The organism is Kitasatospora sp. NPDC098663, assembly GCF_044760075.1.
Taxonomy (GTDB): domain Bacteria; phylum Actinomycetota; class Actinomycetes; order Streptomycetales; family Streptomycetaceae; genus Kitasatospora.
This window is the reverse complement of record NZ_JBIWAP010000005.1, coordinates 160,754-184,938: the sequence shown is the minus strand read 5'-3', so window position 1 is coordinate 184,938 and position 24,185 is coordinate 160,754. Positions and strand designations below refer to the sequence as shown.

General features: G+C 74.0%; 16 protein-coding genes and 3 riboswitches. Of the genes, 9 read left to right on the top strand and 7 right to left on the bottom strand.

Features of this window, described 5'->3' with window-relative positions; translation table 11 throughout:
* Positions 1–2: 2 nt before the first annotated feature.
* Positions 3–79, bottom strand: a riboswitch (cobalamin riboswitch).
* A 77-nt stretch (positions 80–156) separates the two neighbouring features.
* Positions 157–300: riboswitch (cobalamin riboswitch) on the top strand.
* A 103-nt stretch (positions 301–403) separates the two neighbouring features.
* From ACIQVZ_RS07530 to metE, 6 genes are all read left to right on the top strand, one after another.
* On the top strand, positions 404–3,400 hold the full coding sequence (locus ACIQVZ_RS07530; RefSeq protein WP_402447925.1) for a prenyltransferase/squalene oxidase repeat-containing protein: 2,997 nt from the start codon (positions 404–406) through the stop codon (positions 3,398–3,400).
* Positions 3,397–4,599, top strand: coding sequence for a hypothetical protein (locus ACIQVZ_RS07525; RefSeq protein ID WP_402447923.1), 1,203 nt, complete (start codon positions 3,397–3,399; stop codon positions 4,597–4,599). The genes ACIQVZ_RS07530 and ACIQVZ_RS07525 overlap by 4 nt, the downstream gene beginning before the upstream one ends.
* 4 nt (positions 4,600–4,603) lie before the next feature.
* Positions 4,604–5,851: a CbiQ family ECF transporter T component gene (locus tag ACIQVZ_RS07520; RefSeq protein ID WP_402447921.1), complete on the top strand. Its 1,248-nt coding sequence runs from the start codon at positions 4,604–4,606 to the stop codon at positions 5,849–5,851.
* Positions 5,848–7,551 carry an ABC transporter ATP-binding protein gene (locus ACIQVZ_RS07515; RefSeq protein ID WP_402447919.1) on the top strand — a complete coding sequence of 568 codons (1,704 nt, stop codon included), beginning with the start codon at positions 5,848–5,850 and terminating at the stop codon, positions 7,549–7,551. The genes ACIQVZ_RS07520 and ACIQVZ_RS07515 overlap by 4 nt, the downstream gene beginning before the upstream one ends.
* The gene (locus tag ACIQVZ_RS07510; RefSeq protein ID WP_402447917.1) at positions 7,548–8,441 is read left to right on the top strand and encodes an ECF transporter S component; all 894 of its coding nucleotides are present in this window, start codon (positions 7,548–7,550) and stop codon (positions 8,439–8,441) included. The genes ACIQVZ_RS07515 and ACIQVZ_RS07510 overlap by 4 nt, the downstream gene beginning before the upstream one ends.
* Positions 8,442–8,470: 29 nt before the next feature.
* Positions 8,471–8,693: riboswitch (cobalamin riboswitch) on the top strand.
* A gap of 164 nt (positions 8,694–8,857) precedes the next feature.
* Positions 8,858–11,173: a 5-methyltetrahydropteroyltriglutamate--homocysteine S-methyltransferase gene (gene metE, locus ACIQVZ_RS07505; RefSeq protein WP_402447915.1), complete on the top strand. Its 2,316-nt coding sequence runs from the start codon at positions 8,858–8,860 to the stop codon at positions 11,171–11,173.
* 89 nt (positions 11,174–11,262) lie between these two features.
* Here metE and metF read toward each other — a convergent pair whose 3' ends face one another.
* Positions 11,263–12,180 carry a methylenetetrahydrofolate reductase [NAD(P)H] gene (gene metF / locus ACIQVZ_RS07500; protein ID WP_402447913.1) on the bottom strand — a complete coding sequence of 306 codons (918 nt, stop codon included), beginning with the start codon at positions 12,178–12,180 and terminating at the stop codon, positions 11,263–11,265.
* 114 nt (positions 12,181–12,294) lie between these two features.
* Between metF and folP the strand changes: the two genes are divergently transcribed.
* Both folP and ACIQVZ_RS07490 read left to right on the top strand, forming a co-directional pair.
* Entirely contained in the window at positions 12,295–13,155 is an 861-nt protein-coding gene (folP, locus tag ACIQVZ_RS07495; RefSeq protein ID WP_402447911.1) for a dihydropteroate synthase, read from the top strand.
* A gap of 17 nt (positions 13,156–13,172) precedes the next feature.
* Positions 13,173–14,639, top strand: a complete 1,467-nt coding sequence (locus tag ACIQVZ_RS07490) for a short-chain fatty acyl-CoA regulator family protein (protein WP_402447909.1) — start codon at positions 13,173–13,175, stop codon at positions 14,637–14,639.
* Here the strand turns inward: ACIQVZ_RS07490 and ACIQVZ_RS07485 are convergent.
* From ACIQVZ_RS07485 to aceA, 6 genes are all read right to left on the bottom strand, one after another.
* The gene (locus ACIQVZ_RS07485; RefSeq protein WP_350875848.1) at positions 14,585–15,733 is read right to left on the bottom strand and encodes a bifunctional 2-methylcitrate synthase/citrate synthase; all 1,149 of its coding nucleotides are present in this window, start codon (positions 15,731–15,733) and stop codon (positions 14,585–14,587) included. The genes ACIQVZ_RS07490 and ACIQVZ_RS07485 overlap by 55 nt on opposite strands.
* A 20-nt stretch (positions 15,734–15,753) precedes the next feature.
* Positions 15,754–16,659: a methylisocitrate lyase gene (prpB, locus tag ACIQVZ_RS07480; RefSeq protein ID WP_402447907.1), complete on the bottom strand. Its 906-nt coding sequence runs from the start codon at positions 16,657–16,659 to the stop codon at positions 15,754–15,756.
* On the bottom strand, positions 16,659–18,164 hold the full coding sequence (locus ACIQVZ_RS07475) for an MmgE/PrpD family protein (RefSeq protein WP_402447905.1): 1,506 nt from the start codon (positions 18,162–18,164) through the stop codon (positions 16,659–16,661). Before ACIQVZ_RS07475 ends, prpB begins: the two co-directional genes overlap by 1 nt.
* Before the next feature lie 253 nt (positions 18,165–18,417).
* A complete protein-coding gene (locus ACIQVZ_RS07470; protein ID WP_402447903.1) occupies positions 18,418–19,284 on the bottom strand; it encodes a 3-hydroxybutyryl-CoA dehydrogenase in 867 nt (288 codons plus the stop codon).
* Positions 19,285–19,308: 24 nt separating this feature from the next.
* Positions 19,309–20,919 carry a malate synthase A gene (gene aceB, locus ACIQVZ_RS07465; RefSeq protein ID WP_402447901.1) on the bottom strand — a complete coding sequence of 537 codons (1,611 nt, stop codon included), beginning with the start codon at positions 20,917–20,919 and terminating at the stop codon, positions 19,309–19,311.
* Between the two features lie 101 nt (positions 20,920–21,020).
* Positions 21,021–22,316, bottom strand: coding sequence for an isocitrate lyase (gene aceA, locus ACIQVZ_RS07460; RefSeq protein WP_063352213.1), 1,296 nt, complete (start codon positions 22,314–22,316; stop codon positions 21,021–21,023).
* A 371-nt stretch (positions 22,317–22,687) separates the two neighbouring features.
* Here aceA and ACIQVZ_RS07455 point away from each other — a divergent pair, with 371 nt between their 5' ends.
* Entirely contained in the window at positions 22,688–24,091 is a 1,404-nt protein-coding gene (locus tag ACIQVZ_RS07455) for a short-chain fatty acyl-CoA regulator family protein (RefSeq protein ID WP_402447899.1), read from the top strand.
* Positions 24,092–24,185: the final 94 nt, after the last annotated feature.

Below are 24,185 nucleotides of genomic sequence, written 5' to 3'. Positions count from 1 at the left end.
TCGGGCATTCGGGCTCAGGGCGGCGTGATCGCCGCCCCACACCGCTGCGCGTCAGCCCCGGATTCGCACCGGGTTCCCCCGCTCGGCCACCGCGGACGCTACCGCACGGCGCACCGGCGCACGAGGTGGTGTGATCGACATGACGACCCGTTGACTCCCGTTCGACCGGCGTGGTCTGATGAACCGATTTTTTGCCCTCGGCATTCAGGGGAAGCCGGTCGAACTCCGGCGCTGACCCGCAACCGTGGACCCACCTGTGGTGGGTGAGCCGGAATGCCTGGACCGGGGGCCTGTTCACAGAGCACTTGCGTCGTCGCGGACTACGACGCGGTCCGGACGGTCCCTGCCCAGGAGACCGTGGGCTGCGCCGTTGCGTCCTGCGTCGACCGACCAGGGAGTCGTCGTGAGGGTCAGCAGCAGTCGCACACGTCACAGGAACCGGGACCTCGCCTCCTTGGTGGTCGCCGGTGCTGTCGCGGCCGCCGCCTGCGGAAGCGTCCTGTTCGGGCGCCCCGGTACCGCGGCCGCCGACCCGATCGAGCAGTGCACGGCGACGACGGGCGCGATCGTCGCCGTCGACTTCACCCACTGGGGCGGCGGCGTCGTCCGGGGCTGCGACGCCCACCCCACGACCGGGATGAACCTGCTGCACGCCGCCGGCTTCACCACCGCCGGAACCGAGCACGACGGACCCGCCTTCATCTGCCGACTCGGAACCGGGACCTTCAACAACGGCACCCAGTACCCGACGCCGGCCGAAGAACCCTGCGTCAACACCCCGCAGGCCACCGCGTACTGGTCGTACTGGATCGCCGAACCCGGCCAACAGGCGTGGTCCTACAGCCGGTTCGGCGCCGGGACGCAGAAGCCCGAGCCCGGCGAGGTCGAGGCCTGGGTGTACGGCGGCACCGACATCGGCGGCACCAGCGGGGCGCCGGGCTTCGCGCCGGACTCCGTCCGGGCGAAGAGCGGCGGCTCGTCGGCTTCGCCGTCCGCCCCGCTGTCACCCTCGGCGACCCCGAGCCCGACCCCGACCCCGAGCCCGACTCCGACCTCGACTTCGACCGGGCCGTCCGCCACCGGAGACCCGGCGGCCGCCGCAGCCTGGCTGGCCCGCCAACTCGTCGGCGGCGACCACATGGAGAACTGGGCCGTCGAGGGGCCGGACCACCCCCGGACCGCCCTCACCGCCATCGCCCTCGCCGCCGCCGGCACGCAGGACCCGGCGCTGCGCCGGACGACCGCCTTCCTCTCCGCCCACGCCGACGCCTTCCTGTATCCCGACGGACCGGCCGGCCGGCCCGATGCGAAGGCCGCCGCACTGCTGGCCCTCGTCGCCGAGAGCACCGGTGGCGATCCCCGGGCCTTCGGCGGCCGGGACCTGATCGCCGCGCTCACCGGTCACGTCTGCACGGCGGCGGGGGAGAACGGCAAGTGCACCGCCGCCGGGGACTTCCTCGGCGCGGCCTCGCCCTGGGTCCAGTCCCTCGGTGTCATCGCCCTCCAGCGCGCCGGCGTCACGCCACCCGCCCCGGCGCTCGCCCGCTTCACGGTGCTCCAGTGCGCCGACGGCGGGGTGGCCGGATCGATGATCGTCGCCGGCGACCACTGCGAGTCCGACCCGCTCACCACCGGCCTCGCGGTCCTCGCCCTGCGCACGGCCCCCGGGTACGAGACGGCCGCGAAGAAGGCGTCGGACCAGCTCGCGGCCGGACAGCAGGCCGACGGTTCCCTCCTCCCGTACCTCGGCGCCCCCGGTGACACCATCAGCACCGCGAGCGCGGCCCAGGCGTTCAGGGCCACCGGACAGGACACCCGCCGGGCCGCCGCCACGGCCTGGCTCGCCGCCCGGCAGGGAACGGACGGCGGCTTCGGCCCCGACGCGTCGACCACCGACCCGGACCCGGCGGCCACCGAGCAGGCGATCCTGGCCCTGACCGGCACCGACCTCACCAGCGTCCGGCACAACCCGGACGCCACCGCCCCGCCGACGACACCCGCCACCACCCCGCCGACCTCGCCCGCGACCACGCCGCCTGCCGGGCGAACCCCCGACGCCGCCAAGGGCAGCGCCTACCTCACCGACCCGTCCCGCCTGATCAACGGCCGCTACTACGAGGGCTTCCCGGCCTTCGCCGACTTCGGCCTCACCATCGACGGCGCCTACGCCCTCGCGGCCACCGGCACCGACGACGCCGCGCTGCGCAGGATCGTCGACTTCCTGGACCAGCCGGGCAAGGACGCCGGCGAGCGCACCGTCAACGACTGGACCGGCATCGGCACCGAGTACGCAGGCGGCGGCTCGATCGGAAAGGAGGCGCTGCTCGCCGAGGCGGTCGGCCGCAACCCGCGCGCCTTCGGCGGCCACGACCTGATCGCCGCCCTGGCCGCCCTCGTGTGCACCAAGGCCGACCAGAGCACCGGCTGCGCGGCGCCCGGCAACTACACCTACGCGACCTCGGTGTTCTCCCAGGCGCTCGGCATCATGGCCCAGCTCCGGGCCGGGGACTCGACGAACGCGGCTCCCGCGATCGCCTACCTGAAGGGCCTCCAGCACCAGGACGGCTCGTGGCCGAGCCTGATCCCCGCCACCGGTGACTCCGACGTGGACAGCACGGCGATGGCCGTCATGGCCCTCGCCCTCGTGCCGGGCGACGAAGCCGCGCGGGCCGTCGACCAGGGCCTCGACTGGCTCGCCGCGCGGCAGCTGCCCGACGGCGGCTTCCCGGGAGCGGCCGGCGACTCGACCAACTCGGCCGCGCTCGCCATCCAGGGCATGACACTGCGCCAGTCCACGTACGGCGCCCAGATCGCCAAGGCGCGCGACTTCCTGTCGGGCCAGCAGAACGGCGACGGCGGGTTCAACGTGGCCTCCGCCGGGCAGCCGGGGTCGGACGTCCGCGCGTCCACGCAGGTGCTCGGCGGTGCCACCGGGATCTCGTTCGGCACGCTGTTCCGGGAGCTCGGGGGAACGTCGACGCCGACGCCCACTCCGACCTCCACCGGGACGGCGACCCCGACGGCGACCCCGACGGGTTCGCCGACCGGCACCCCGACCGGCACGCCCACGGGCACCCCGACCGGCACACCTACGAGCATTCCCACGAACACGCCGAGCCCGACGGGCTCGCCCGCCACGGCTGGGCCCTCGGACACCGCCGCTCCCTCGACCGGCGACGGCTCGGCCACCTGGTCGGCCGGCGGCATCGACGCCCCGGCCGATGGCAGGGGCGCCCCCGCCGGTGGCGCGGCGGCGCAGACCGGCTCCGGCAGCCTGGCCGGGACCGGAACCCAGGCTCTGACGCTGACGGCGGGTGCGGGTGTGCTGACCGCGCTCGGTGCGGCGGCGGTCCTCGTCGCCCGACGCCGCGCCGCGGCCGCCCCGGGGCGGCACCGGTGAGCCGGGGACTCGGCGGCCGGCTCGGCCGGCTGTCCGGGGCGGCGGCCCTGACCTTCGCCCTCGCGTTCGGCGGCGTCGCCGCGGGCACCGCCCCGGCGTCCGCGGCGCCGCTGCCGATCGACCAGTGCACCACCACCTCCGGCGTGGTGCTCGCCGTGGACTTCAGCAAGTGGGGCGGCCCGCTGCTGCGCTCCTGCGGGACCACCCCGACCACCGGCTTCACCCTGCTCAACCAGGGCGGCTGGAAGACCACCGGGACCGGGCACGACGGTCCGGCGTTCATCTGCCGGATCGGCTACAGCGGCTTCCAGGGCGGCAAGCAGTTCCCGGCCCCGGACCAGGAGAAGTGCGTTCTGACGCCCCCGGCCACGGCCTACTGGTCGTACTGGCACGCCGATCCGGGCCAGAACGAGTGGTCCTACAGCCAGCTCGGCGCGATGAGCTACCAGCCGAAGCCCGGCAGCGTCGACCTCTGGATCTTCGGTGGCACCAACGTCGAGGGCACCGAGGGGCGGCCGGGCTTCTCACCGGACAGCGTTCGCGCGAACAACTCCAGCCCCGGTGGGCAGCCCGCCGACCCCGGCCAGGGCACCACGGGCGGCTCCGGCGGCTCCGGCGGCTCCAACGGTTCCGGCGGCGGGTCGACGGGTGCCACGGGGACGACCGGCGGCGGCACCGGTTCGAGCAGTGGCACCGGTTCGAGCGGCGGGACCGGGAACGCGAGCGGAACCGGCAGCAGCGGCGGGAGCAGCACCGGCAGCAGCGGCGGAACCGCCGGCACGGCCGGTGGCACCGGATCGGGCCGGGCCCCGGCGCCCGCCAAGCCCCCGGCGGGCGGAGCCCGTCCGCCCGCGCCCGCCACCACCCCGGGGCCCGGCGCCGTCGTCACCCCCGAGGAGGGCATCACGCCGCCCGGAGCGCCGACGCCCGTGCCCGCCACGCCGGTGCCGGTCGAGCCGTCCACCGCGCCGGCGGCGGACGCCCCGAGCGACCAGCCGACCCCGCAGACGGTCGAGGCAGCGGCCGCGCCGACGTCCACCCCCGCCGTGCCCGGCGGCGTGGTGGACGCCAACCCGGTGGCCGACGCCCCGCACGACTCCGGGTCGATGGCCCCCGCCGTCATCGCGACCGCCCTCGTGGGGGTGCTGGGCGCGGCCACCGTGGTCGTCGCGCGACGGCGCCGCCGCCGGGCCGAGTGATCCGGTGACCATGCCCGACCAGCACGCCGCCGTCCCCCCGAAGCCCGACCCGAAGCCCGACCCGAAGCCCGACCCGAAGCCGAAGCCCGCCCCCGGACGCGACGCCGGGAGCCGGCGCAGCCCCCGGAACCTGCACCCGCTGGCCTGGTGGACCTGGGCGCTGGCCCTGGCGACGGCGGCCAGCCGCACCACCAACCCGCTGCTGCTCCTGCTCGTCCTCGCCGTGCTCGGCTACGTGGTCACCGCCCGCCGGACGGAGGCCCCGTGGGCGCGCGGGTTCACCTACTATCTGTGGCTGGCCCTGACCGTGGTGGCGATCCGGGTGGTGTTCCGGTGCGTCTTCGCCACCGGTATCACCCCGCACGACCATCTGCTCTTCTCGCTCCCGCACCTGCCCACCCCCGCCTGGTACGCGGGCATCCGGATCGGCGGGCCGGTCTCCCTGGAGGCGACCCTCTCCGCCGCCTTCGACGGGCTGCGCCTGGCCTGCCTGATCTGCTGCATCGGCGCCGCCAACACCCTCGCCAACCCCAAGCGCGCCCTGCGCGTCCTGCCCGGCGCCCTGTACGAGCTGGGTGTGGCCGTGACGGTGTCGCTGAGCGTCGCCCCGCAGCTGGTGCAGAGCGTCCAACGCGTCGCCCGGGCACGGCGGTTGCGTGCCGGGCAGCGCAAGGGCGTCCGCGCGCTGCGCAGCATCGTCGTCCCGGTGCTGGAGGACGCGTTGGAGCGTTCGCTGCACCTGGCCGCCGCGATGGACTCGCGTGGCTACGGCCGCTCCGGCACCGCGACCCGCCGCTCCCGTCGCGTCACCGGCGCCCTGATGCTGCTCGGCATGTGCGGCCTGTGTGCCGGGGTGTACGGGCTCCTGGACGGGACCGCCCCCGCTGCCCTGGGGCTTCCGGCCTTCCTCGCGGGCGCCCTGCTCTGCGTGGCGGGGCTGGTCCTCGGCGGCCGGCGCGTACGGCGCACTACCTACCGGCCGGACCGCTGGCGGGCCGCCGAGTGGGCCGTCGCGGGCTGCGGGGTGACCGCCGCCGTCCTGCTGTTCGCCACCGTCGGCTACGACGCCACGGATCTCAACCCGTCGCTCTACCCGCTCAGTTGGCCGAGCCTGCCGCTCGTCCCGGTGCTCGCCCTGCTGCTGGCCGGCGCCGCCGGGGTGATCGCGCCGCCGCCGGGCGGTACCCCGGAGCCCGCCACCGGTACCCGCCGTACCGGCACCGACCGTACGACCCCCGAGGTGAGCACGTGATCCGATTCGACCAGGTCGGTGTGGTGTACGACGGCGAGACCACCCCCGTCCTGCGCGACGTCGACCTGCACATCCCGGAGGGCGAGCTCTGCCTGGTGGTCGGCCGTACCGGCGTCGGCAAGTCGACCCTGCTCGGCGCCGTCAACGGCCTCGTGCCGCACTTCACCGGCGGCACCCTGCGAGGCAGGGTCACCGTGGACGGCCGGGACACCGCGCACCACCCGCCGCGCGAACTGGCCGACGTGGTGGGTGTGGTGGGGCAGGACCCGCTGGCCGGCTTCACCACCGACACGGTGGAGGAGGAACTGGCCTACGTCATGGAGCAGTTGGCCGTCCCGCCGGAGGTGATGCGCAAGCGCGTCGAGGAGACCCTCGACCTGCTCGGCCTCGCCGACCTGCGCCACCGCGCCCTGCACGAGCTCTCCGGCGGCCAGCAGCAGCGCGTCGCCATCGGCTCGGTGCTCACCGCGCACCCCCGCGTCCTGGTCCTGGACGAACCGACCTCGGCGCTCGACCCGACGGCCGCCGAGGAGGTGCTCGCCGCCATCACCCGCCTGGTCCACGACCTCGGCGTCACCGTCCTGCTCGCCGAACACCGCCTGGAGCGGGTCGTCCAGTACGCCGACCGCGTCGCCTACCTGCCCGGCGACGGCACGGTCGTGCACGGGCCGCCCGCCGAGGTCTTCCGGCACACCGCGATCGCGCCGCCGGTCGTCGACCTCGGGCGGCTGGCCGGGTGGCGGCCGCTGCCGCTCTCCGTCCGGGACGCCCGGCGCGCCGCCGCCCCGCTGCGGGAGCGGCTCACCGACGTGCCCGTTCCTCCGCCGCGCCGGGCAGCGGTGGTGGGGGATCGGGTGCTGGACGCCCGGGGGGTGGTCGTCCGGTACGGGCCGGTGGCCGCCGTCCGGGAGGTCGGGCTGGACCTGCGGGCCGGTGAGGTCACGGCGCTGATGGGGCGCAACGGCTCGGGCAAGTCCTCGCTCCTGTGGGCCCTTCAGGGCTCGGGCCCGCGACAGGGCGGCAGCGTGCGGGTCCTCGGAGCCGACGGCGGGCCGGCCGCGGACCCCAAGCGGCTCTCCGCGACCAGGGCCCGGCAGCTCGTCGGGCTCGTCCCGCAGACCCCGACCGACCTGCTGTACCTGGAGACGGTCGCCCAGGAACTCGCCCAGAGCGACCTGGAGGCCCGCGGCGCCGCCGGCCCGACCGCAGCAGGCCGGACCGCAGCAGGCCCGACCACAGCAGGCCGGACCGCAGCCGGCCCGACCGCGCGGCAGATCCTCGACCGGCTCGCCCCCGGGATCCCCGACGGCACCCACCCCCGGGACCTCTCCGAGGGCCAGAAGCTGGCCCTGGTCCTGGCGATCCAACTGGCCGCCGCGCCAAGGGTGGTGCTGCTGGACGAACCCACCCGAGGGCTCGACTACCACGCGAAGGAGGCGCTCACCGGCATCGTGGACGCCCTCGCCGCCGAAGGCCGTACGGTCGTCGTCTCCACCCACGACGTCGAGTTCGTCGCCGCCACCGCCGACCGGGTGGTGGTGATGGCCGAGGGCGAGATCGTCGCCGACGGCCCCACCGCCGAGGTCATCGTCGCCTCGCCCACCTTCGCCCCCCAGACCGCCAAGATCCTCGCCCCGCTGCCCTACCTGACGACCCGGCAGGTGGCCGAGGCCCTGGCGCCCGCCGAGACCGCCCGGTGAGCGCCGTCCGGATCCCCGGCCGGGCCCGCGTCGTCGCGGCCCTGGCCGCCTTCATCGGCTTGGTCGCCTTCACCTGGCCGTTCGTCGTCGCCCCGGGAAAGTTCGGCTCCTCCTACGCCCCGCCGCTGATCTTCGGCGCCCTGCTGATCCTGGTGCTCGCCGTCGTCATCGCGGAGATCGCGGCCGGCGGCATCGACGCCAAGGCCCTCGCCATGCTCGGCGTCCTGTCCGCCGTCAACGCCGGGCTGCGCCCGCTCGGCGCCGGCACCGCAGGAGTGGAGACGGTCTTCTTCATCCTCGTCCTGGCCGGCCGGGTCTTCGGCCCGGGCTTCGGGTTCACCCTCGGCTGCACCTCGCTGTTCGCCTCCGCGCTGCTCACCGGCGGCGTCGGCCCCTGGATGCCGTACCAGATGTTCGGCTGCGCGTTCGTCGGCATGCTCGCCGGGCTCCTGCCGAGAACCCGGCGGCGGCGCTGGGAGGTGGCGATGCTGGCGGCGTACGGGGCCTTCTCCGGGTACCTCTTCGGCTTCCTTCTCAACCTCTCCTTCTGGCCGTTCTCCACCGACCCGAACAGTTCCATCGCCTACCTGCCGGGGCTGCCGTTCACCGAGCAGTGGCACCGCTACCTGCTCTTCGACCTCGCCACCTCGCTCGGCTGGGACACCGGCCGGGCCGTCACCACCTTCACGGCCGTGCTCGTCGTCGGCCCGGCCGTCCTCACCGTCCTCCGCCGCGCGGCCCGCCGCGCCAACTTCGAGCCCGTGGTGCGCTTCGAAGCCCCGGACGGTCGACGAGTCACCACGAACGGCACCGCCAGCGGCACCGCGAACGGCGCCGCGAACGGCGCCGCGAACGGCGAGGGAGTCTCACCATGCGGACGGCTTCCGTGAATTCCGCGTCGGCCCCGGTGGTTTGCCCCTAAGCTGGCCACGCAGCTGGTTCGTCCTGTCCGCCAGGCAGGACGTCGCAAGAGGGAACCCGGTGGGAATCCGGGACTGCCCCGCAGCGGTGAGTGGGAACGACCGCCGTCATACGCACTGGACCCGGGACGGGTCTGGGAAGCGATGGCCAGTAGGTACCGGACGCCGACAGGCCCGGTGCGCCCACGAGTCCGAAGACCTGCCCGTTGCCCGCCCGCGGACCGTTCCGCGTGCGGATACCCCGGTGACCTCGTGGGCGGGTCGGCGACCATACCAGGCGGATCGGGCACACGCGTCGACGTGAGCCGCCGCCCGGTTCGTCATCCCTTCGCGCTCTCGTCCCGTCCCCGGGCACTTGAGGAGCCAGACTCGCGAAGGAGAGTCCCTTGACCACGAAGTCCGCAGCCGCGGCGACCAGGGCCACCGTGTACGGCTACCCCCGGCAGGGCCAGGGCCGGGAGCTGAAGAAGGCCATCGAGGGCTACTGGAAGGGCACGGTCACCGCCGACGCCCTGCGGGAGACGGCGGTCGGCCTGCGCCGGGAGAACTGGGCGCAGCTCGCCCAGGCCGGGGTCCTGGAAGTGCCCACCGGCGACTTCTCGTTCTACGACCACGTACTGGACACCACGGTCGCCGTCGGCGCGATCCCGGCCCGCCACCGGGCGGCCGTCGAGGCGGACGCGCTGGACGGCTACTTCGCCATGGCGCGCGGCACCCAGGAGGTCGCGCCGCTGGAGATGACCAAGTGGTTCGACACCAACTACCACTACCTGGTGCCCGAACTCGGCCCGGACACCGTCTTCACCGCGGACCCGGCCAAGGCCGTCGGGGAGTTCCGGGAGGCGCTGGCGCTCGGCCACACCGCACGCCCCGTGCTGGTCGGCCCCCTCACCTACCTGCTGCTCGCCAAGCCCGCCCCCGGTGTCGCCGAGGACTTCCAGCCGATCACCCTGCTGGACCGGCTGCTGCCGGTCTACGCGCAGCTGCTGGCGGACCTGAAGGCGGCCGGCGCCGAGTGGGTGCAGCTGGACGAGCCCGCGCTGGTGCAGGACCGCACCCCGGCCGAGCTGAACACCGCCGCCCGCGCCTACCGTGAGCTGGGCGGCCTGGCGGACCGTCCGAAGCTGCTGGTCGCGAGCTACTTCGACCGCCTGGGCGAGGCCCTGCCCGTGCTGGCCAAGGCCCCGGTCGAGGGCCTGGCGCTGGACTTCACGGGGCCCGCCGCTGCGAACCTGGACGATCTGGCCGCCGTCGGCGGGCTGCCCGGCAAGCGGCTGGTGGCCGGGGTGGTCGACGGGCGCAACATCTGGATCAACGACCTGGAGAAGTCGCTGGCGACCCTGGCGACCCTGCTGGGCCTGGCCGAGCGGGTCGACGTCGCCCCGTCCTGCTCGCTCCTGCACGTGCCGCTGGACGCCGCCGCCGAACGCGACGTCGACCCGCAGATCCTGCGCTGGCTCGCCTTCGCCAAGCAGAAGGCCCGGGAGGTGGCGCTGCTGGCCCGGGGTCTGCGCGAGGGCACGGGGGCGATCGCCGCCGACCTGGCCGCCAACCGCGCCGACCTCGCCTCGCGCGCCAACTCGCCGATCACCCACGACCCGGCGGTGCGCGCCCGTACCGCCGCCGTCACCGCCGACGACACCCGCCGCGCCCAGGCCTACCCGCAGCGGGCCGAGGCCCAGCGCGCCCGGCTCGGCCTGCCGCTGCTGCCGACCACCACCATCGGCTCGTTCCCGCAGACCTCCGAACTGCGGGTCGCGCGGGCCGACCTCACGGCGGGCCGGATCGACGCGGCGGCCTACCGGGAGCGGATGGAGACCGAGGTCCGGGAGGTCATCGCCTTCCAGGAGAAGGCCGGACTGGACGTCCTGGTGCACGGCGAGCCCGAGCGCAACGACATGGTCCAGTACTTCGCCGAGCAGCTCACCGGCTACCTCGCCACCCGGCACGGCTGGGTGCAGTCCTACGGCACCCGGTACGTGCGCCCGCCGGTCCTGGCCGGGGACATCTCCCGCCCGCACCCGATGACCGTCGACTGGTTCGGCTACGCGCAGGGCCTCACCGACCGCCCGGTCAAGGGCATGCTCACCGGCCCCGTCACGATGCTCGCCTGGTCCTTCGTCCGCGACGACCAGCCGCTCGGCGACACCGCCCGGCAGGTCGCCCTCGCCCTGCGCGACGAGGTCACCGACCTGGAGGCCGCGGGCGCGGCCGTCGTCCAGGTCGACGAGCCGGCCCTGCGCGAGACCCTGCCGCTGCGCGCCGCCGACCGCCCGGCGTACCTGGCGTGGGCCACCGAGTCCTTCCGCCTGGCCACCTCGGGCGTCCGCGCGGACACCCAGGTCCACACCCACATGTGCTACGCCGAGTTCGGCGCGATCATGACGGCGATCGACGAACTCGACGCGGACGTCATCTCGCTGGAGGCCACCCGCTCGCACATGGAGGTCGCCGGAGAACTCGCCGGGGCCGGCTACCCGCGCGAGGTCGGGCCGGGCGTCTGGGACATCCACTCCCCGCGCGTCCCGAGCACCGAGGAGGCCGTGGAACTGCTGCGCGCGGGCCTGGCCGCCATCCCCGCCGAGCGGCTGTGGGTCAACCCCGACTGCGGCCTGAAGACCCGCGGCTGGACGGAGACCCGCGCCTCGCTCGACAGCCTCGTCGGCGCCGCCCGCCACCTGCGCGCGGAGCTCGCCGGCTGACCCGCCGGTGACGCGACCCGGCCGGGCCCCGCACGGCGTGCGGGGCCCGGCCGGGTCGGGCCGCTTCCCCGACGGCGGCCCGGCCGGTTTCACCCGGACCCGGGAAGCCCGAGGTTCTGGTAGATCTCCGTCGTCACCGTGGAGAAGTTCATGGTCATGAAATGCAGCCCGGGAACACCCTCGGACAGCAGGCGCCGGCACATTCCGGTGGCGTGATCGATACCGATCGCCCGGACGGCGTTCGGGTTCTCCTGCTGCTTCAGCATGCTTTCGGAAAGCCCATCGGGAATGGCGGCGGTGGTCAGCGTCGGAATCCTGCGAAGTGACCGGATGCTGGTCACCGGCATGATCTCCGGAATGATCGGAACGGTGCAGCCGGCCGATTCCAGTCGATCCCGGAAACGGAGGTAGCTGTCCACGTCGAAGAACATCTGGGTGATGGCGTAGTCGGCTCCCGCCCGGCACTTCTCGATGAAGTGCCTGATCTCGGAATCCCAGTCGGGGGACCTCGGGTGGAGGTCCGGGAAGGCGGCCACACCGACGCAGAAGTCGCCGGACTCCTTGATCAGCCGCACCAGGTCGGCGGCGTACTCCACCCCGTCGGGGTGGCGGTGCCAGGTGCCCAGCGGATCGCCCGGCGGGTCGCCGCGCAGCGCCAGGATGTTGCGAACTCCCTGGTCAGCGTAGTGGCCGAGAATGTTCCGCAGTTCGGCGACGCTGTGGTCGACCGCGGTCAGGTGGGCGGTCGGCGTGAGGGTGGTCTCCTGCGCGATGCGGCCGGTGACGTTCACCGTCCGCTCCCGTGTCGACCCGCCGGCGCCGTAGGTCACGGAGACGAAGGTGGGGGACAGCGCTTCCAGGCGCCGGATCGCATTCCACAGGCCGACCTCCGATTCGGCGCTCCGGGGCGGCATGAATTCGAAGGAATAGGAAAGCCTGCCGGTCGCGAGGAGTTCGCGGACGGAGGTCGCCCGATCCGTGCGCGTGGAGGGAATTCCGAGTGTCATGGCAGGAGGTTAACCAGCCGGGCTCGCGATAGTCCTCAGGTGTCCACTCTGTGATACGAATTCTCTCGGGGGTACGAGTTGGGAGACGGGTGGGGCGGGCGGCACAATGGGCGCATGAAAAGACCTTCGCAGGTATTGTCGGGGCTGCCCGGATGGGATCGGTGCGCGGTGATGGGAGTCGTGAACGTGACCCCCGACTCGTTCTCGGACGGCGGCCGCTGGCTGGACCCGGGGCGCGCGGTGGACCGTGGACTGCTGCTGGCCGAGCAGGGCGCGGACATCGTGGACGTCGGCGGGGAGTCGACCCGGCCGGGAGCGGCCAGGGTGTCCGAGGAGGAGGAACTGCGCCGGGTCCTGCCGGTGGTGCGTTCGCTCACCGACAAGGGCGTCCTGGTCAGCATCGACACGATGCGGGCCCGGGTCGCCGAAGCGGCGGTGGAGGCCGGCGCCCGGATCATCAACGACGTCAGCGGGGGCCGGGCCGACGCGGGCATGGCCCGCGCCGCGGCCAGGGCCGCGGTGCCCTTCGTCGTCATGCACTGGCGCGGGCAGTCCGCCCACATGGACGAGCTGGCCGCGTACGAGGACGTCGCGGCCGAGGTGATCCGTGAGGTCGCACGGCAGATGGACACGGTGGTGTCGGCCGGGGTCGACCCCTCCCGGGTCATCGTGGACCCGGGCCTCGGCTTCGCCAAACGCCGGCAGGACGACTGGGCGCTGCTGGCGTCGCTGGACGCCTGGCGCGTACTGGGGCGCCCGCTCCTGGTGGCGGCCTCGCGCAAGCGCTTCCTGGGCGAGCTGCTGGCCGACCCGCGGACGGGCGAGGCCCGTCCGGCCCGGGAACGCGACGCGGCCACCGCGGCGGCCAGCGTCCTGGCCGCCGCGCAGGGCGCGTGGGCGGTGCGGGTGCACGAGGTCCGCGACACGGCGGACGCCGTCCGGGTCGAGGCCGCGATCCGAACCAACCGGGTCTGAGAGAGGAAGTACGCGCCATGCCACGTCCGACCGGGCGGAAGATCTACGCCCACGCCAAGCTGCGCCGACTGCGCCGCGAGCACGGCATGAACCAGGTCGAGCTGGCGCGCGAGCTCGGCATCTCGACCAGCTACCTCAACCAGATCGAGCACAGCCAGCGTCCGCTGACCGCCGCCGTGCTGCTGCGGATCGCCGAGGTGCTCGGGGTCGACCCGGAGTTCTTCTCCGAGGCCGAGGAGGAACGCCTCGGCACCGACCTGCGCACCGCGCTCGCGGACGAGGCCTGCGGCGGAGCCGTGCCGACGGAGGAGATCGCGGAGGTGAGCCGCAACCACCCGGAGGTGGCACGGGCCCTGGTCGCGCTGCACCGCGGCTACCGCGAGGCGCTCGCGCGCGTCGTCGACCTCGGCGAGCCCGGCACCGGGGCGGGCATCCGCCCGGCCGAACCCCATGACGAGGTCAGGGACTTCTTCTACACCCACCACAACCACATCACCGCCCTGGACGAGGCGGCGGAGCGGACCGCGCAGTGCCTGGCCACCACGACCGCCGGCCGCACCGCCGCCGCGCTGGCCGCCCGCCTCGGCGAACGGCACGGGGTGCGGGTGCTGGACGCCGACCACCGGCGGCCCGGCGACCTGCGGCGCTACGACCCGGCGGCCGGCACGCTGCGGCTCTCACCGTGGCTGGCCGACGGCCAGCGCGCCTTCCAACTCGCCACCCAGCTGGCCCTGCTGGAGCACCGGCCGCTGCTCGACACGCTCGTGGCGGCGGCCGGGCCCGGCCTCACCTCACCCCAGGCCGCCGACCTGGCCAGGATCGGCCTGGCCAACTACTTCGCCGGCGCCCTGCTGATGCCGTACACCGCCTTCCACGCGGCCGCCGAGGAACTGCGGTACGACATCGAGCTGCTCCAGGCCCGCTTCGGGGTCGGGTTCGAGACGGTCTGCCACCGGCTGAGCACCCTCCAGCGTCCGGGCCGACGCGGCGTCCCGTTCTCCTTCCTGCGCGCCGACCGGGCGGGCAACATCTCCAAGCGCCAGTCCGCGACCGACTTCCACTTCTCCCGCCTCGGCGGTACCTGCCCGCTCTGGACGGTCTACGAGGCGTTCTCCGCACCCGGCCGGATCCTGACCCAGGTCGCCGAGATGCCCGACGGGAAGCGCTACTTCTGGATCGCCCGCACCGTCTCCCACGGCGGTTTCGGCCACCGCGCACCGCGCAGCGAGTTCGCCGTCGCGCTCGGCTGCGAGCTGCGCCACGCCCACCGCCTCGTCTACGCCGAGGGCGTCGCGCTCGACGCTGCGGGAGCGGCCGCCCCGATCGGGCTGGGCTGCCGGATCTGCGAGCGCCGCGACTGCGCCCAGCGCGCCCGCCCGCCGGCGGGCGGGCGCCTGGCCGTCGAGCCGGACCGCCGCAGCCGCGTTCCCTACGCCGTGTTCGGTGACAGCCCCGGCACCGGGCGCTGGCCGGGGCCGTCGTAGCGGGCGAGCGGGCGGATCAGGGAGTTGTGGGCGAGCTGTTCGGTGATGTGGGCGGTCCAGCCGGTGATGCGGCTCATCACGAAGAGGGGTGTGAAGACGGGGGTGTCGAAGCCCATCAGGTGGTAGGCGAGGCCGGCGGGGTAGTCGAGGTTGGGGTGGATGCCCTTGCGTTCCAGCATCGCCTCGCGCAGTGCGGCGTGCAGGGCGGCCAGCCGGGCCGTCCCGGGGTCGGCGCTGCGGGCCACCAGGTCGTCCAGGGCGGCCTGCATGATCGGGACGCGGGAGTCGCCGTGCCGGTAGACGCGGTGGCCGAAGCCCATGATCCTCCGCTTGGCGGCGAGTGCCTCGTCGAGCCACCGCGCGGCCCGGGCGGTGTCGCCGATCTCCTCCAGCATGTGCATCACGGCCTCGTTGGCGCCGCCGTGCAGGGGGCCCTTGAGTGCGCCGATCGCTGCGGTGACGGCGCTGTAGAGGTCGGAGAGGGTGGAGGTGACGACGCGGGCGGTGAAGGTGGAGGCGTTGAAGCTGTGCTCGGCGTACAGCACGAGGGAGATCTCGAAGCAGCGGACCACCTCGGGGGCGGGCACCGCGCCGAAGCACATGTGGAAGAAGTTCTCCGCGTAGCCGAGCCCGGGGTCCGGCGGGATGGGCGCCAGGCCCCGGCGGCGGCGCTGGTCGGCGGCGACGACGGTGGGCAGTTTCGCCAGCAGGGTGAGGGACTTGACGAGGTGGGGCGCGGGGCGGCCGTCGTCCTCGGTGGGGTCCTCGGCGCCGAAGAAGCTGACGGCGGTGCGCAGCACGTCCATCGGGTGGCAGGTCTCGGGCAGTTTGGCGAGCAGTTCGGCGGTGGTGCGGTCGAGCGGGCGCAGGGCGGCCTCGCGGGCCCGGAACTCCCGCAGCTGTCCGGGGTCGGGCAGTTCGCCGTGCCACAGCAGGTGGGCGACCTCCTCGAAGGAGCGCCGGGCGGCGAGGTCCTGGACGGGGTAGCCGCGGTAGGTGAGGGAGTTGGTCTCCTGGATGACGGTGGAGATCCCGGTGGTGTCGACGACGACTCCGGCGAGTCCGCGGTGGATCCCGGGCGCGGTGGTGGGCATGGCTGGTCTCCGATGCGGGGTCAGGCGCCGGGCGGGAGGGTGAAGTCGAAGACGGCGGTGTCGAAGGCCGCGTACTGCTCGTAGCCGAGGAGTTCGTACAGCCGGGAGCGCGGTTGCATGCGCGGCAGCAGCGACTCCTGGGTGCCCTCGGCGGCGAGGGTGCGCAGGCCGTCCTCGACCGCGCCCATGGCCAGGCGCAGCAGGGTGACGGGGTAGAGCGCGATCTCGTACCCGAGGTTCTGGAGGGTGCGGGCGTCGAGCAGCGGGGACTTGCCGAACTCGGTCATGTTGGCGAGCAGCGGGACGTCGACGGCCTTGCGGAAGGCCTCGAACTCGGCCTCGTCGGCGAGGGCTTCGGGGAAGATCGCGTCGGCTCCGGCGTCGACGTAGGCCTTGGCCCGGTCGATCGCGGCGCGCAGTCCCTCGACGGAGCGGGCGTCGGTGCGGGCCATCAGCAGGAAGTCGGGGTCGCGCCGGGCGTCGACGGCGGCGCGCAGGCGGCGGGTCATGTTCTCGCGGGGGACGACGGCCTTGCCGTCGAGGTGGCCGCAGCGCTTGGGGTTGACCTGGTCCTCCAGGTGCAGGCCGGCGAGGCCGGCGTCCTCCATGAGCTGGACGGTGCGGGCGGCGTTCATGGGTTCGCCGAAGCCGGTGTCGGCGTCGATCAGGACGGGCAGGTCGGTGACGCGGGTGGTCTGCTGGGCGCGGGCGGCGACCTCGGTGGCGGTGGTGAGGCCGATGTCGGGCAGGCCGAGGTCGGCGGCGAGGACGGCGCCGGAGAGGTAGGCGGCCTCGAAGCCGAGGTCCTGGACGAGCCGGGCGGAGAGCGGGTTGAGCGCGCCGGGCATCGTCAACAGCCGCCCGGTGGCGAGGCGTTCGCGCAGGGCGCGGCGGCGCTGGGCGGGGGTGGTGCGGGTGTGCAGCATCAGAACAGGCCCTTCGGGAGGAGCGCGTCGAACGCGCGCACGGCCTCGGTGTCGACGGCCGGGAACAGCTCGTCCAGGTCCGCGGCCTTCAGCTCGGCGAGGTCGGCGGCGGCTGCCAGGAAGCGGTCCTGGTCGGCGGGGGAGACGACGCCCTCGGCCAGGGTGCGGAACTTCCGCTGGTACGCGGGGCGGTCGAAGGGGCGCGCGCCGGCGGGGTGGGCGTCCGCCACGCCCAGCTCGTCCTCGATCACCGTGCCGTCGTCCAGGGTGATCACCACACGCCCGCCGAAGGCCCGCCGGGCCGGGTCGGGGTCGTGGTAGCGGGCGGTCCACTCCCGGTCCTCGACGGTGGTGATCTTCTGCCAGAGCGTCACGGTCTCCGGGCGTCGGGCCCGCTCGGGGGCGTAGGAGCGCTCGTGGTGCCAGGCGCCGTCCTCCAACGCGACGGCGAGGATGTACGGGATGGAGTGGTCGAGGGTCTCCCGGCTCGCGGTCGGGTCGTACTTCTGCGGGTCGCCCGAGCCGGAGCCGATGACGTGGTGGGTGTGGTGGCTGGTGTGCAGGACGACCGAGCGCACCTTCTCCAGCGGCCCGGCCTTCTCGCGCAGCCGCCGGGCCAGGTCGATGATCGCCTGGGCCTGGTACTCGGCGGAGTGCTCCTTGGTGTAGGTGTCCAGGATCGCCCGCCGCGGCTCGCCGGGCCCGGGCAGCAGCACGGTGTAGTCGGACTGCGGGCCGTCGAGCAGCCAGGCGAGGAAGCCGTCCTCACCCTCGTAGACGGGGGACGGGGAGGTCTCGCCGCGCATCGCCCGGTCCACCGCCTCGATCGCGGCCTTGCCGGCGAAGGCGGGGGCGAAGGCCTTCCAACTGGAGATCTCGCCCTTGCGGGACTGCCGGGTGGCCGTGGTGGTGTGCACGGCCTGCTGCACCGCCTGGTACACCGTCTCGGTCGGCAGCCGCAGCAGCGCCCCGAGCCCGCAGGCGGTGGCCGCGCTCAGGTGCGCGACGTGGTCGATCCGGTGGGCGTGCAGGCAGATGCCCCGCACCAGTGCGACGTGGACTTCGTAGGCGGCGACGATGCCGCGCAGCAGGTCGGCCCCGCTGCGGCCGGTGTGCTGGGCGACGGCAAGCAGCGGCGGGATGTTGTCTCCGGGGTGGGAGTAGTCGGCGGCGAGGTAGGTGTCGTGGAAGTCCAGCTCGCGCACCGCCGTCCCGTTGGCCCAGGCCGCCCACTCCGGCGAGACCCGGGCCGGGCTGCCGAACACCCGGGCGCCCGGCGCGCCGCGGTGGGCGAGCGCCTGGGCGCGGGCCACCGCCACGGGCCGGCGCAGCAGCGACGCGACGGCCACCGCCGCGTTGTCGATCACCCGGTTGACGGCCATGTTCACGCTGGCCGGGTCCAGCTCCTCGGTGCCGGTGGCGACGGCGGCCAGCTTCCAGGCGAGCTGCTCCTCGCGCGGCAGCCGGTCGGCACTGGGGTGGACGCGGACGTGGTGCTCGATCACGGGACTCCTCGGGAGTGTGTGACGACTCTGGGGGCTTGCGTGATCGAGCCTGCTGGTCGGACGGCCGATGATCCAGCATGCCGATCGGTGGAATCCGTACGGCGGATTCCTGTGAAGCTGCGAAACCTGCGAACCCGGCCGGGGAACCGGCTCCTCGCGGCGGCCCGGGACAGCACGGCGCCCCGGAGAGCGCGCGGGTGGCGCGTTCTCCGGGGCGGTGGGCGTAGCGGGCGCCGAGCGGGCCGAGAGACCGTCAGGCCGCCTGGTGGACGTGGAACCCACGCCCGCTCTTGCGGCCGAGCAGTCCGGCCTCGACCATGCGGGAGAGCAGGGGCGGCGGCGCGTAGAGCGGCTCCTTGTACTCCTCGTACATGGACTCGGCGATGGCCTGCACGGTGTCCAGGCCGATGAGGTCGGCGAGTTGGAGCGGGCCCATGGGGTGGGCGCAGCCGTGGACCATGCCGGCGTCGATGTCCTCGGGGCTGGCGTGGCCGGCCTCGGCCATCCGGACGGCGGAGAGCAGGTAGGGCACCAGCAGGGCGTTGACGACGAAGCCGGCCCGGTCGCGGGAGCGGATGACGTGCTTGCCGAGGGCGTCCCGGGTGAAGGCCTCCACCCGGTCGAGGACGGCCGGGGCGGTGTGCAGCGAGGCGACCAGTTCGACGAGCGGCATGACGGGGGCGGGGTTGAAGAAGTGCAGGCCGAGAACGTGGGAGGCGCGGTCGGTGGTGATGCCGAGGCGGGTGACCGGGATGGCGGAGGTGTTGGTGGCCAGGACGGCGTCGTCGGCGACGAGCACCTTGTCCAGGGCGCCGAGCACCTCGGTCTTGACCCGTTCGTCCTCGACGACGGCCTCGACGACGAGCTGACGGTCGGCGAGCGCTTCCAGGTCGTCGGCGAACAGCAGGTGGGCCCAGGCGTCCGTGCGCTGCTGCTCGTCGATCCGGCCGCGGTCGACGGCGCGGTGCAGGGAGCGGTCGATCCGGGCCCGGGCGGCGCGCAGGGCGCCCCGGCCGGCCTCGCAGACGACGGTGTCGAGGCCGGCGCGGGCGAAGACCTCGGCGATGCCGGAGCCCATCTGCCCGGCGCCGACGACCGCTACGCGGCGGATGTCGTTCATCGGATACCTCCGTGGTCGGGCGGCTCAGGCCGCGGTGCGGATCCGCACGAGGTGGCGGGCGTAGGCCTCGGTGGTGAGGAAGGCGGGCAGTTCGGCGCCGAGGGCGGTCTCCTCCAGGATCCGTACGGCGTCGTCCACCAGTGCCGGGTCGGCGCCCTCGGCGAGCAGGGTGGCGCGCTCGCGGTCGATCAGCCGCCGTACGAGGTCGGGGGTGGCGAGCGATCCGCCGGTCAGCCGGGAGCAGTGGTGCTGCCACTGCCAGATCTGGCAGCGGGCGATCTCGGCGGTGGCGACGTCCTCCATCAGGCCGAAGACGGCGACGGCTCCGGAGCCGCCGAGCCAGGCCGTCAGGTAGCGCAGGGCGACGGCGACGTTGGAGCGCAGGCCCTGTTCGGTCGGCAGGCCGACGGACAGCCTGTGCACGCCGAGCAGGTCGGCGGCGGTGACCTCGACGTCCTCGCGGGTGCGGTCGAGCTGGTGCGGGCGGGCGTCGAGGACGGTGTCGAAGGCCGTCCGGCAGGTGGCGACGAGGCCGGGGTGGGCGACCCAGGAGCCGTCGAAGCCGTCGCCGACCTCGCGCTCCTTGTCGGCGCGGACCTTGGTCAGGGCCGCCTCGTTGGCGGCGGGGTCGCGCTGCGGGACGGCGGCGGCCATGCCGCCGATGGCGTGGGCGCCGCGGCGGTGGCAGGTGCGCACCAGCAGGTCGGTGTAGGCGCGCAGGAACGGCTGGGTCATGGTGAGGGTGGCGCGGTCCGGCAGGACGTAGCGGGGGCCGTGCGTGGCGAAGTTCTTGATCAGGCTGAACAGGTAGTCCCAGCGCCCGGCGTTGAGGCCGGCCGCGTGCTCGCGCAGCTCGTACAGGATCTCGTCCATCTCGAACGCGGCGGTGATGGTCTCGATCAGCACGGTGGCGCGGATCGTTCCGTGCGGGATGCCCGACTCGTGCTGGGCGAAGGTGAAGACGTCGTTCCACAGCCGGGCTTCGAGGTGGTTCTCCAGCTTGGGCAGGTAGAAGTACGGGCCGCTGCCGCGCTCGATCTGCCGCCGGCCGCAGTGGAAGAGGTGGAGGCCGAAGTCGACCAGCGCGCCGATCGCCGGGCGGCCGTCGATCAGCAGGTGCTGCTCGTCGAGGTGCCAGCCGCGCGGGCGCACGACGATGGTGGCGGGCGTGTCGCCGATCCGGTACCGCTTGCCCTCCGGGGTGGTGTCGTCGATCCGGCGCTCGATCGCGTCGAGCAGGTTCAGCTGGCCGGTGAGCAGGTTGTGCCAGGTGGGGGAGGTGGCGTCCTCGAAGTCCGCCAGCCACACCTTCGCGCCGGAGTTGAGCGCGTTGACGGCCATCCGGCGTTCGGGCGGGCCGGTGATCTCCACCCGGCGGTCCGCCAGGCCGGGGCCGGCGCCGGCGACCCGCCAGGTCGGGTCCTCGCGGACGGCGCGGGTCTCGGGCAGGAAGTCCAGGGTGCCTCCGGCGGCGAGGAGCGCACCGCGGCGGCGGCGCTCGGCGAGGAGTTCGGCGCGGCGGTCGGCGAAGGCCTCGTGCAGGCGTGCCACGAAGTCCAGGGCGGCAGGGGTGAGGATCTCGTCGAAGCGGTCCTCGTGTTCGCCGAGGACGTCGATGCGGCTGGGCTGGCTCATCCGGTTTCTCCAAGGGAGTGGGCCCGGGGCCTCGTCCCTCAACGAGGCCCCGGGCGGCGGGGTGAAGGGCGGTCTCTCCCCAGGGAGGCCGCCAGGGAGGCTCAGTGGAACTGCTCGGCCTCGGTGGAGCCGGTCAGGGCGAGCGTCTCGGCGTTCGGGTTGAGCGCGGTGGAGACCAGGTCGAAGTAGCCGGTGCCGACCTCGCGCTGGTGCTTCACGGCGGTGTAGCCCTGCGGCACGGCCGCGAACTCGGCCTCCTGGAGGTCGACGTAGGCCGTCATCCCGTGCTCGGCGTAGCCGCGGGCGAGCTGGAACATCGAGTGGTTCAGCGCGTGGAAGCCGGCCAGCGTGATGAACTGGAAGCGGTAGCCCATCGCGCCCAACTCCCTCTGGAACTTGGCGATCTGGTCGTCGTCCAGGGCCGCCTTCCAGTTGAAGGACGGCGAGCAGTTGTAGGCGAGCATCTTGTCCGGGTACTCGGCCTTGAGCGCCTCGGCGAACTCGCGGGCCTGGGCGAGGTCCGGGGTGCCGGTCTCCACCCAGATCAGGTCCGCGTACGGGGCGAACGCGAGGCCGCGCGAGATCACCGGGGCCATGCCCGGCTCGACCCGGTAGAAGCCCTCGGCGGTGCGCTCGCCGGTGCAGAACCGGGCGTCGCGCTCGTCGACGTCGCTGGTCAGCAGGTTGGCGGCGAGCGCGTCCGTGCGGGCCACGATCAGAGTCGGCACGTCGGCGAGGTCGGCGGCCAGGCGGGCGGAGTTGAGGGTGCGGACGTGCTGGGCGGTGGGGACGAGCACCTTGCCGCCGAGGTGGCCGCACTTCTTCTCGGAGGCGAGCTGGTCCTCGTAGTGGATGCCCGCCGCGCCGGCCGCGATCATGCCCTTGGTGAGCTCGAAGGCGTTCAGCGGACCGCCGAACCCGGCCTCCGCGTCGGCGACGATCGGCACCAGCCAGTCCGGCCCGCCGTCCGTCCCCTCCGCCGCGTCGATCTCGTCGGCGCGCAGCAGCGCGTTGTTGATCCGACGCACCACCTGGGGAACGGAGTTGGCCGGGTAGAGGCTCTGGTCCGGATAGGTCTGCCCGGCCTGGTTGGCATCGGCCGCGACCTGCCACCCGGACAGGTAGATCGCCTGCAGTCCGGCCCTCACCATCTGCACGGCCTGGCCGCCCGTCAGCGCGCCGAGGGCGTGCACGTAGTCCTGCTCGTGCAACTGCCGCCACAGGCGCTCGGCGCCCCGGCGGGCCAGCGTGTGTTCCTCGCGGACGGTGCCGGACAGCCGCACGACCTCGGCCGCCGAGTACGTGCGCTCGATGCCCGCCCACCGCGGGTCGGACGCCCACCGAGCGGCCAGCGCCGCCGCCTGCTGCTCCTGCTGCTGCCGAACCGACTGAGTCATGGGTCTGCTCCCCAGGGGTGCTCGTTGCGAAGGTTGTGAGGTGTCTCACCGCGAGGGCGAGTGGGCGGCCGGGCGGTGCCGGGCGGCGGCGGAACACCGCAGGACGTGGACGCCCGGACAGCCTGCCCGGCCGCGACCGACCTGGTGTTTCGCCGCTGTCCTGCGCACCTCCCGGCCGCACCACCGACTCTGGCACCCGGCGAAGCCGCCGTCACCGATGGACCACTGCCAACTTCTGCGAACGGTCCCCGGCGAATCTGCGAAGGTTGCGACGACGCGACCTCTCGCCGTGCGGCTAGGCTTCCCGCACCAGGCCCTGTCCGGCAAGATCGGCTAGGTGGGCCGACGGCCGGTGAGGGGAGAACGACACGATGGGAAAGGCTTTCGCCGGCGCCCGGCTGCGCCGCCTGCGCGAGGAACGCGGACTCAGCCAGGCCGCCCTCGCCCGGCTGATCGACCTGTCACCCAGCTACCTCAACCAGCTGGAGCACGACGCCCGCCCGCTCACCGTGCCCGTGCTGCTGCGCCTCACCGAGGCCTTCGGCGTCGAGGCCGGGTACTTCGCCCCGCCCGGCAGCGCCCGGCTCACCGCCGAACTGCGCGACGCGCTCGGCGAGGAGCTCGCGGCCGGACGGGTCACCGCCGGGGACCTCGACGAGGTGGCCGCCCGCCTGCCCGCCGTGGCGCGGCTGCTGATGGACCTCGGCCGCGGCCGACGGGCGGTGTCCGAGCAGCTCGCCGTCCTCGCGGGGGACCGCGGCCCGGCGCCCGACACCCTCACCCCGCACGAACAGGTCCGCGAGTTCTTCTACCGCCGCCAGAACTACCTCCACGAACTCGACACCGCGGCCGAGGAGTTGGCCGCAACCATCGGCCTGCGGCGCGGCGAGGTCAGGGCGGTGCTGGCCGACCGGCTCGCCTCCGGCCACGGCGTACGGACCGCCGCCGGAGGCGAGCACCTGCACCGGTACGACCCGCGCAGCAGGATCCTGAGCCTGTCGGACCGGCTGCGCCCGGGCCAGCAGGCGTTCCGGATGGCCACCCAACTCGCCTACCTGGAACACGATCGGCTGCTGTCCGAACTCGCGGCCCAGGACAGCCCCGAAGGCTCCACCGCCTGGTCGCTCACCCGGATCGGCCTGGCCAACTACTTCGCCGCCGCCCTCGTGCTGCCGTACGCCGCCTTCCACGCCGAGGCCGAATCGGCGCGCTACGACATCGAGCACCTCGCCGACCACTTCGGCGTCGGCTACGAGACGGTCTGCCACCGGCTCAGCACCCTCCAGCGGCCCCGGCTGCGCGGCGTACCGTTCTCCTTCGTCCGGGTCGACCGGGCCGGCAACGTCTCCAAGCGCCAGTCCGCGACCGACTTCCACTTCTCCCGCACCGGCGGCACCTGCCCGCTGTGGAACGTCTACGAGTCCTTCGCCGCCCCCGGCCGGGTCCACGTCCAGGTCGCCGCCATGCCCGACGGCCGGCGCTACCTCTGGACCGCCCGCGCCGTCACCCGCTCACCCGGCGGCTGGGGCCGCCCCGGCAAGACCTTCGCCATCGGCCTCGGCTGCGAACTCCGCCACGCCGCACGGCTCGTGTACTCGGCGGGACTGGACCTCGGCGACGTGGCGGCCGCCACCCCGATCGGGCTCGGCTGCAAGGTGTGCGAACGCCCGGCGTGCCCCCAGCGCGCCGCGCCCGCCATCGGCCGGCCGCTGGCGCTCGACGAGCACACCAGCACCTTCGTCCCGTACCCGGCACTACCCGACCCCCGGCGCTGAAGGCCGGGGGCGCAACTCCACTGCCGCGACCGTCTGCGGGCAGACCGCCGGGGGTGTCGACGATCGTCGACACCCCCGGGAACCGCCGGAACCG

Coding starts and splice junctions, on each gene's coding strand:
- metF (WP_402447913.1), bottom strand. CDS start 12,180: ATGACACTCGGAATTCCCTCCACGCGCACGGATCGGGCGACCTCCGTC.
- folP (WP_402447911.1), top strand. CDS start 12,295: ATGAAAAGACCTTCGCAGGTATTGTCGGGGCTGCCCGGATGGGATCGG.
- ACIQVZ_RS07490 (WP_402447909.1), top strand. CDS start 13,173: ATGCCACGTCCGACCGGGCGGAAGATCTACGCCCACGCCAAGCTGCGC.
- ACIQVZ_RS07485 (WP_350875848.1), bottom strand. CDS start 15,733: ATGCCCACCACCGCGCCCGGGATCCACCGCGGACTCGCCGGAGTCGTC.
- prpB (WP_402447907.1), bottom strand. CDS start 16,659: ATGCTGCACACCCGCACCACCCCCGCCCAGCGCCGCCGCGCCCTGCGC.
- ACIQVZ_RS07470 (WP_402447903.1), bottom strand. CDS start 19,284: ATGAACGACATCCGCCGCGTAGCGGTCGTCGGCGCCGGGCAGATGGGC.
- aceB (WP_402447901.1), bottom strand. CDS start 20,919: ATGAGCCAGCCCAGCCGCATCGACGTCCTCGGCGAACACGAGGACCGC.
- aceA (WP_063352213.1), bottom strand. CDS start 22,316: ATGACTCAGTCGGTTCGGCAGCAGCAGGAGCAGCAGGCGGCGGCGCTG.
- ACIQVZ_RS07455 (WP_402447899.1), top strand. CDS start 22,688: ATGGGAAAGGCTTTCGCCGGCGCCCGGCTGCGCCGCCTGCGCGAGGAA.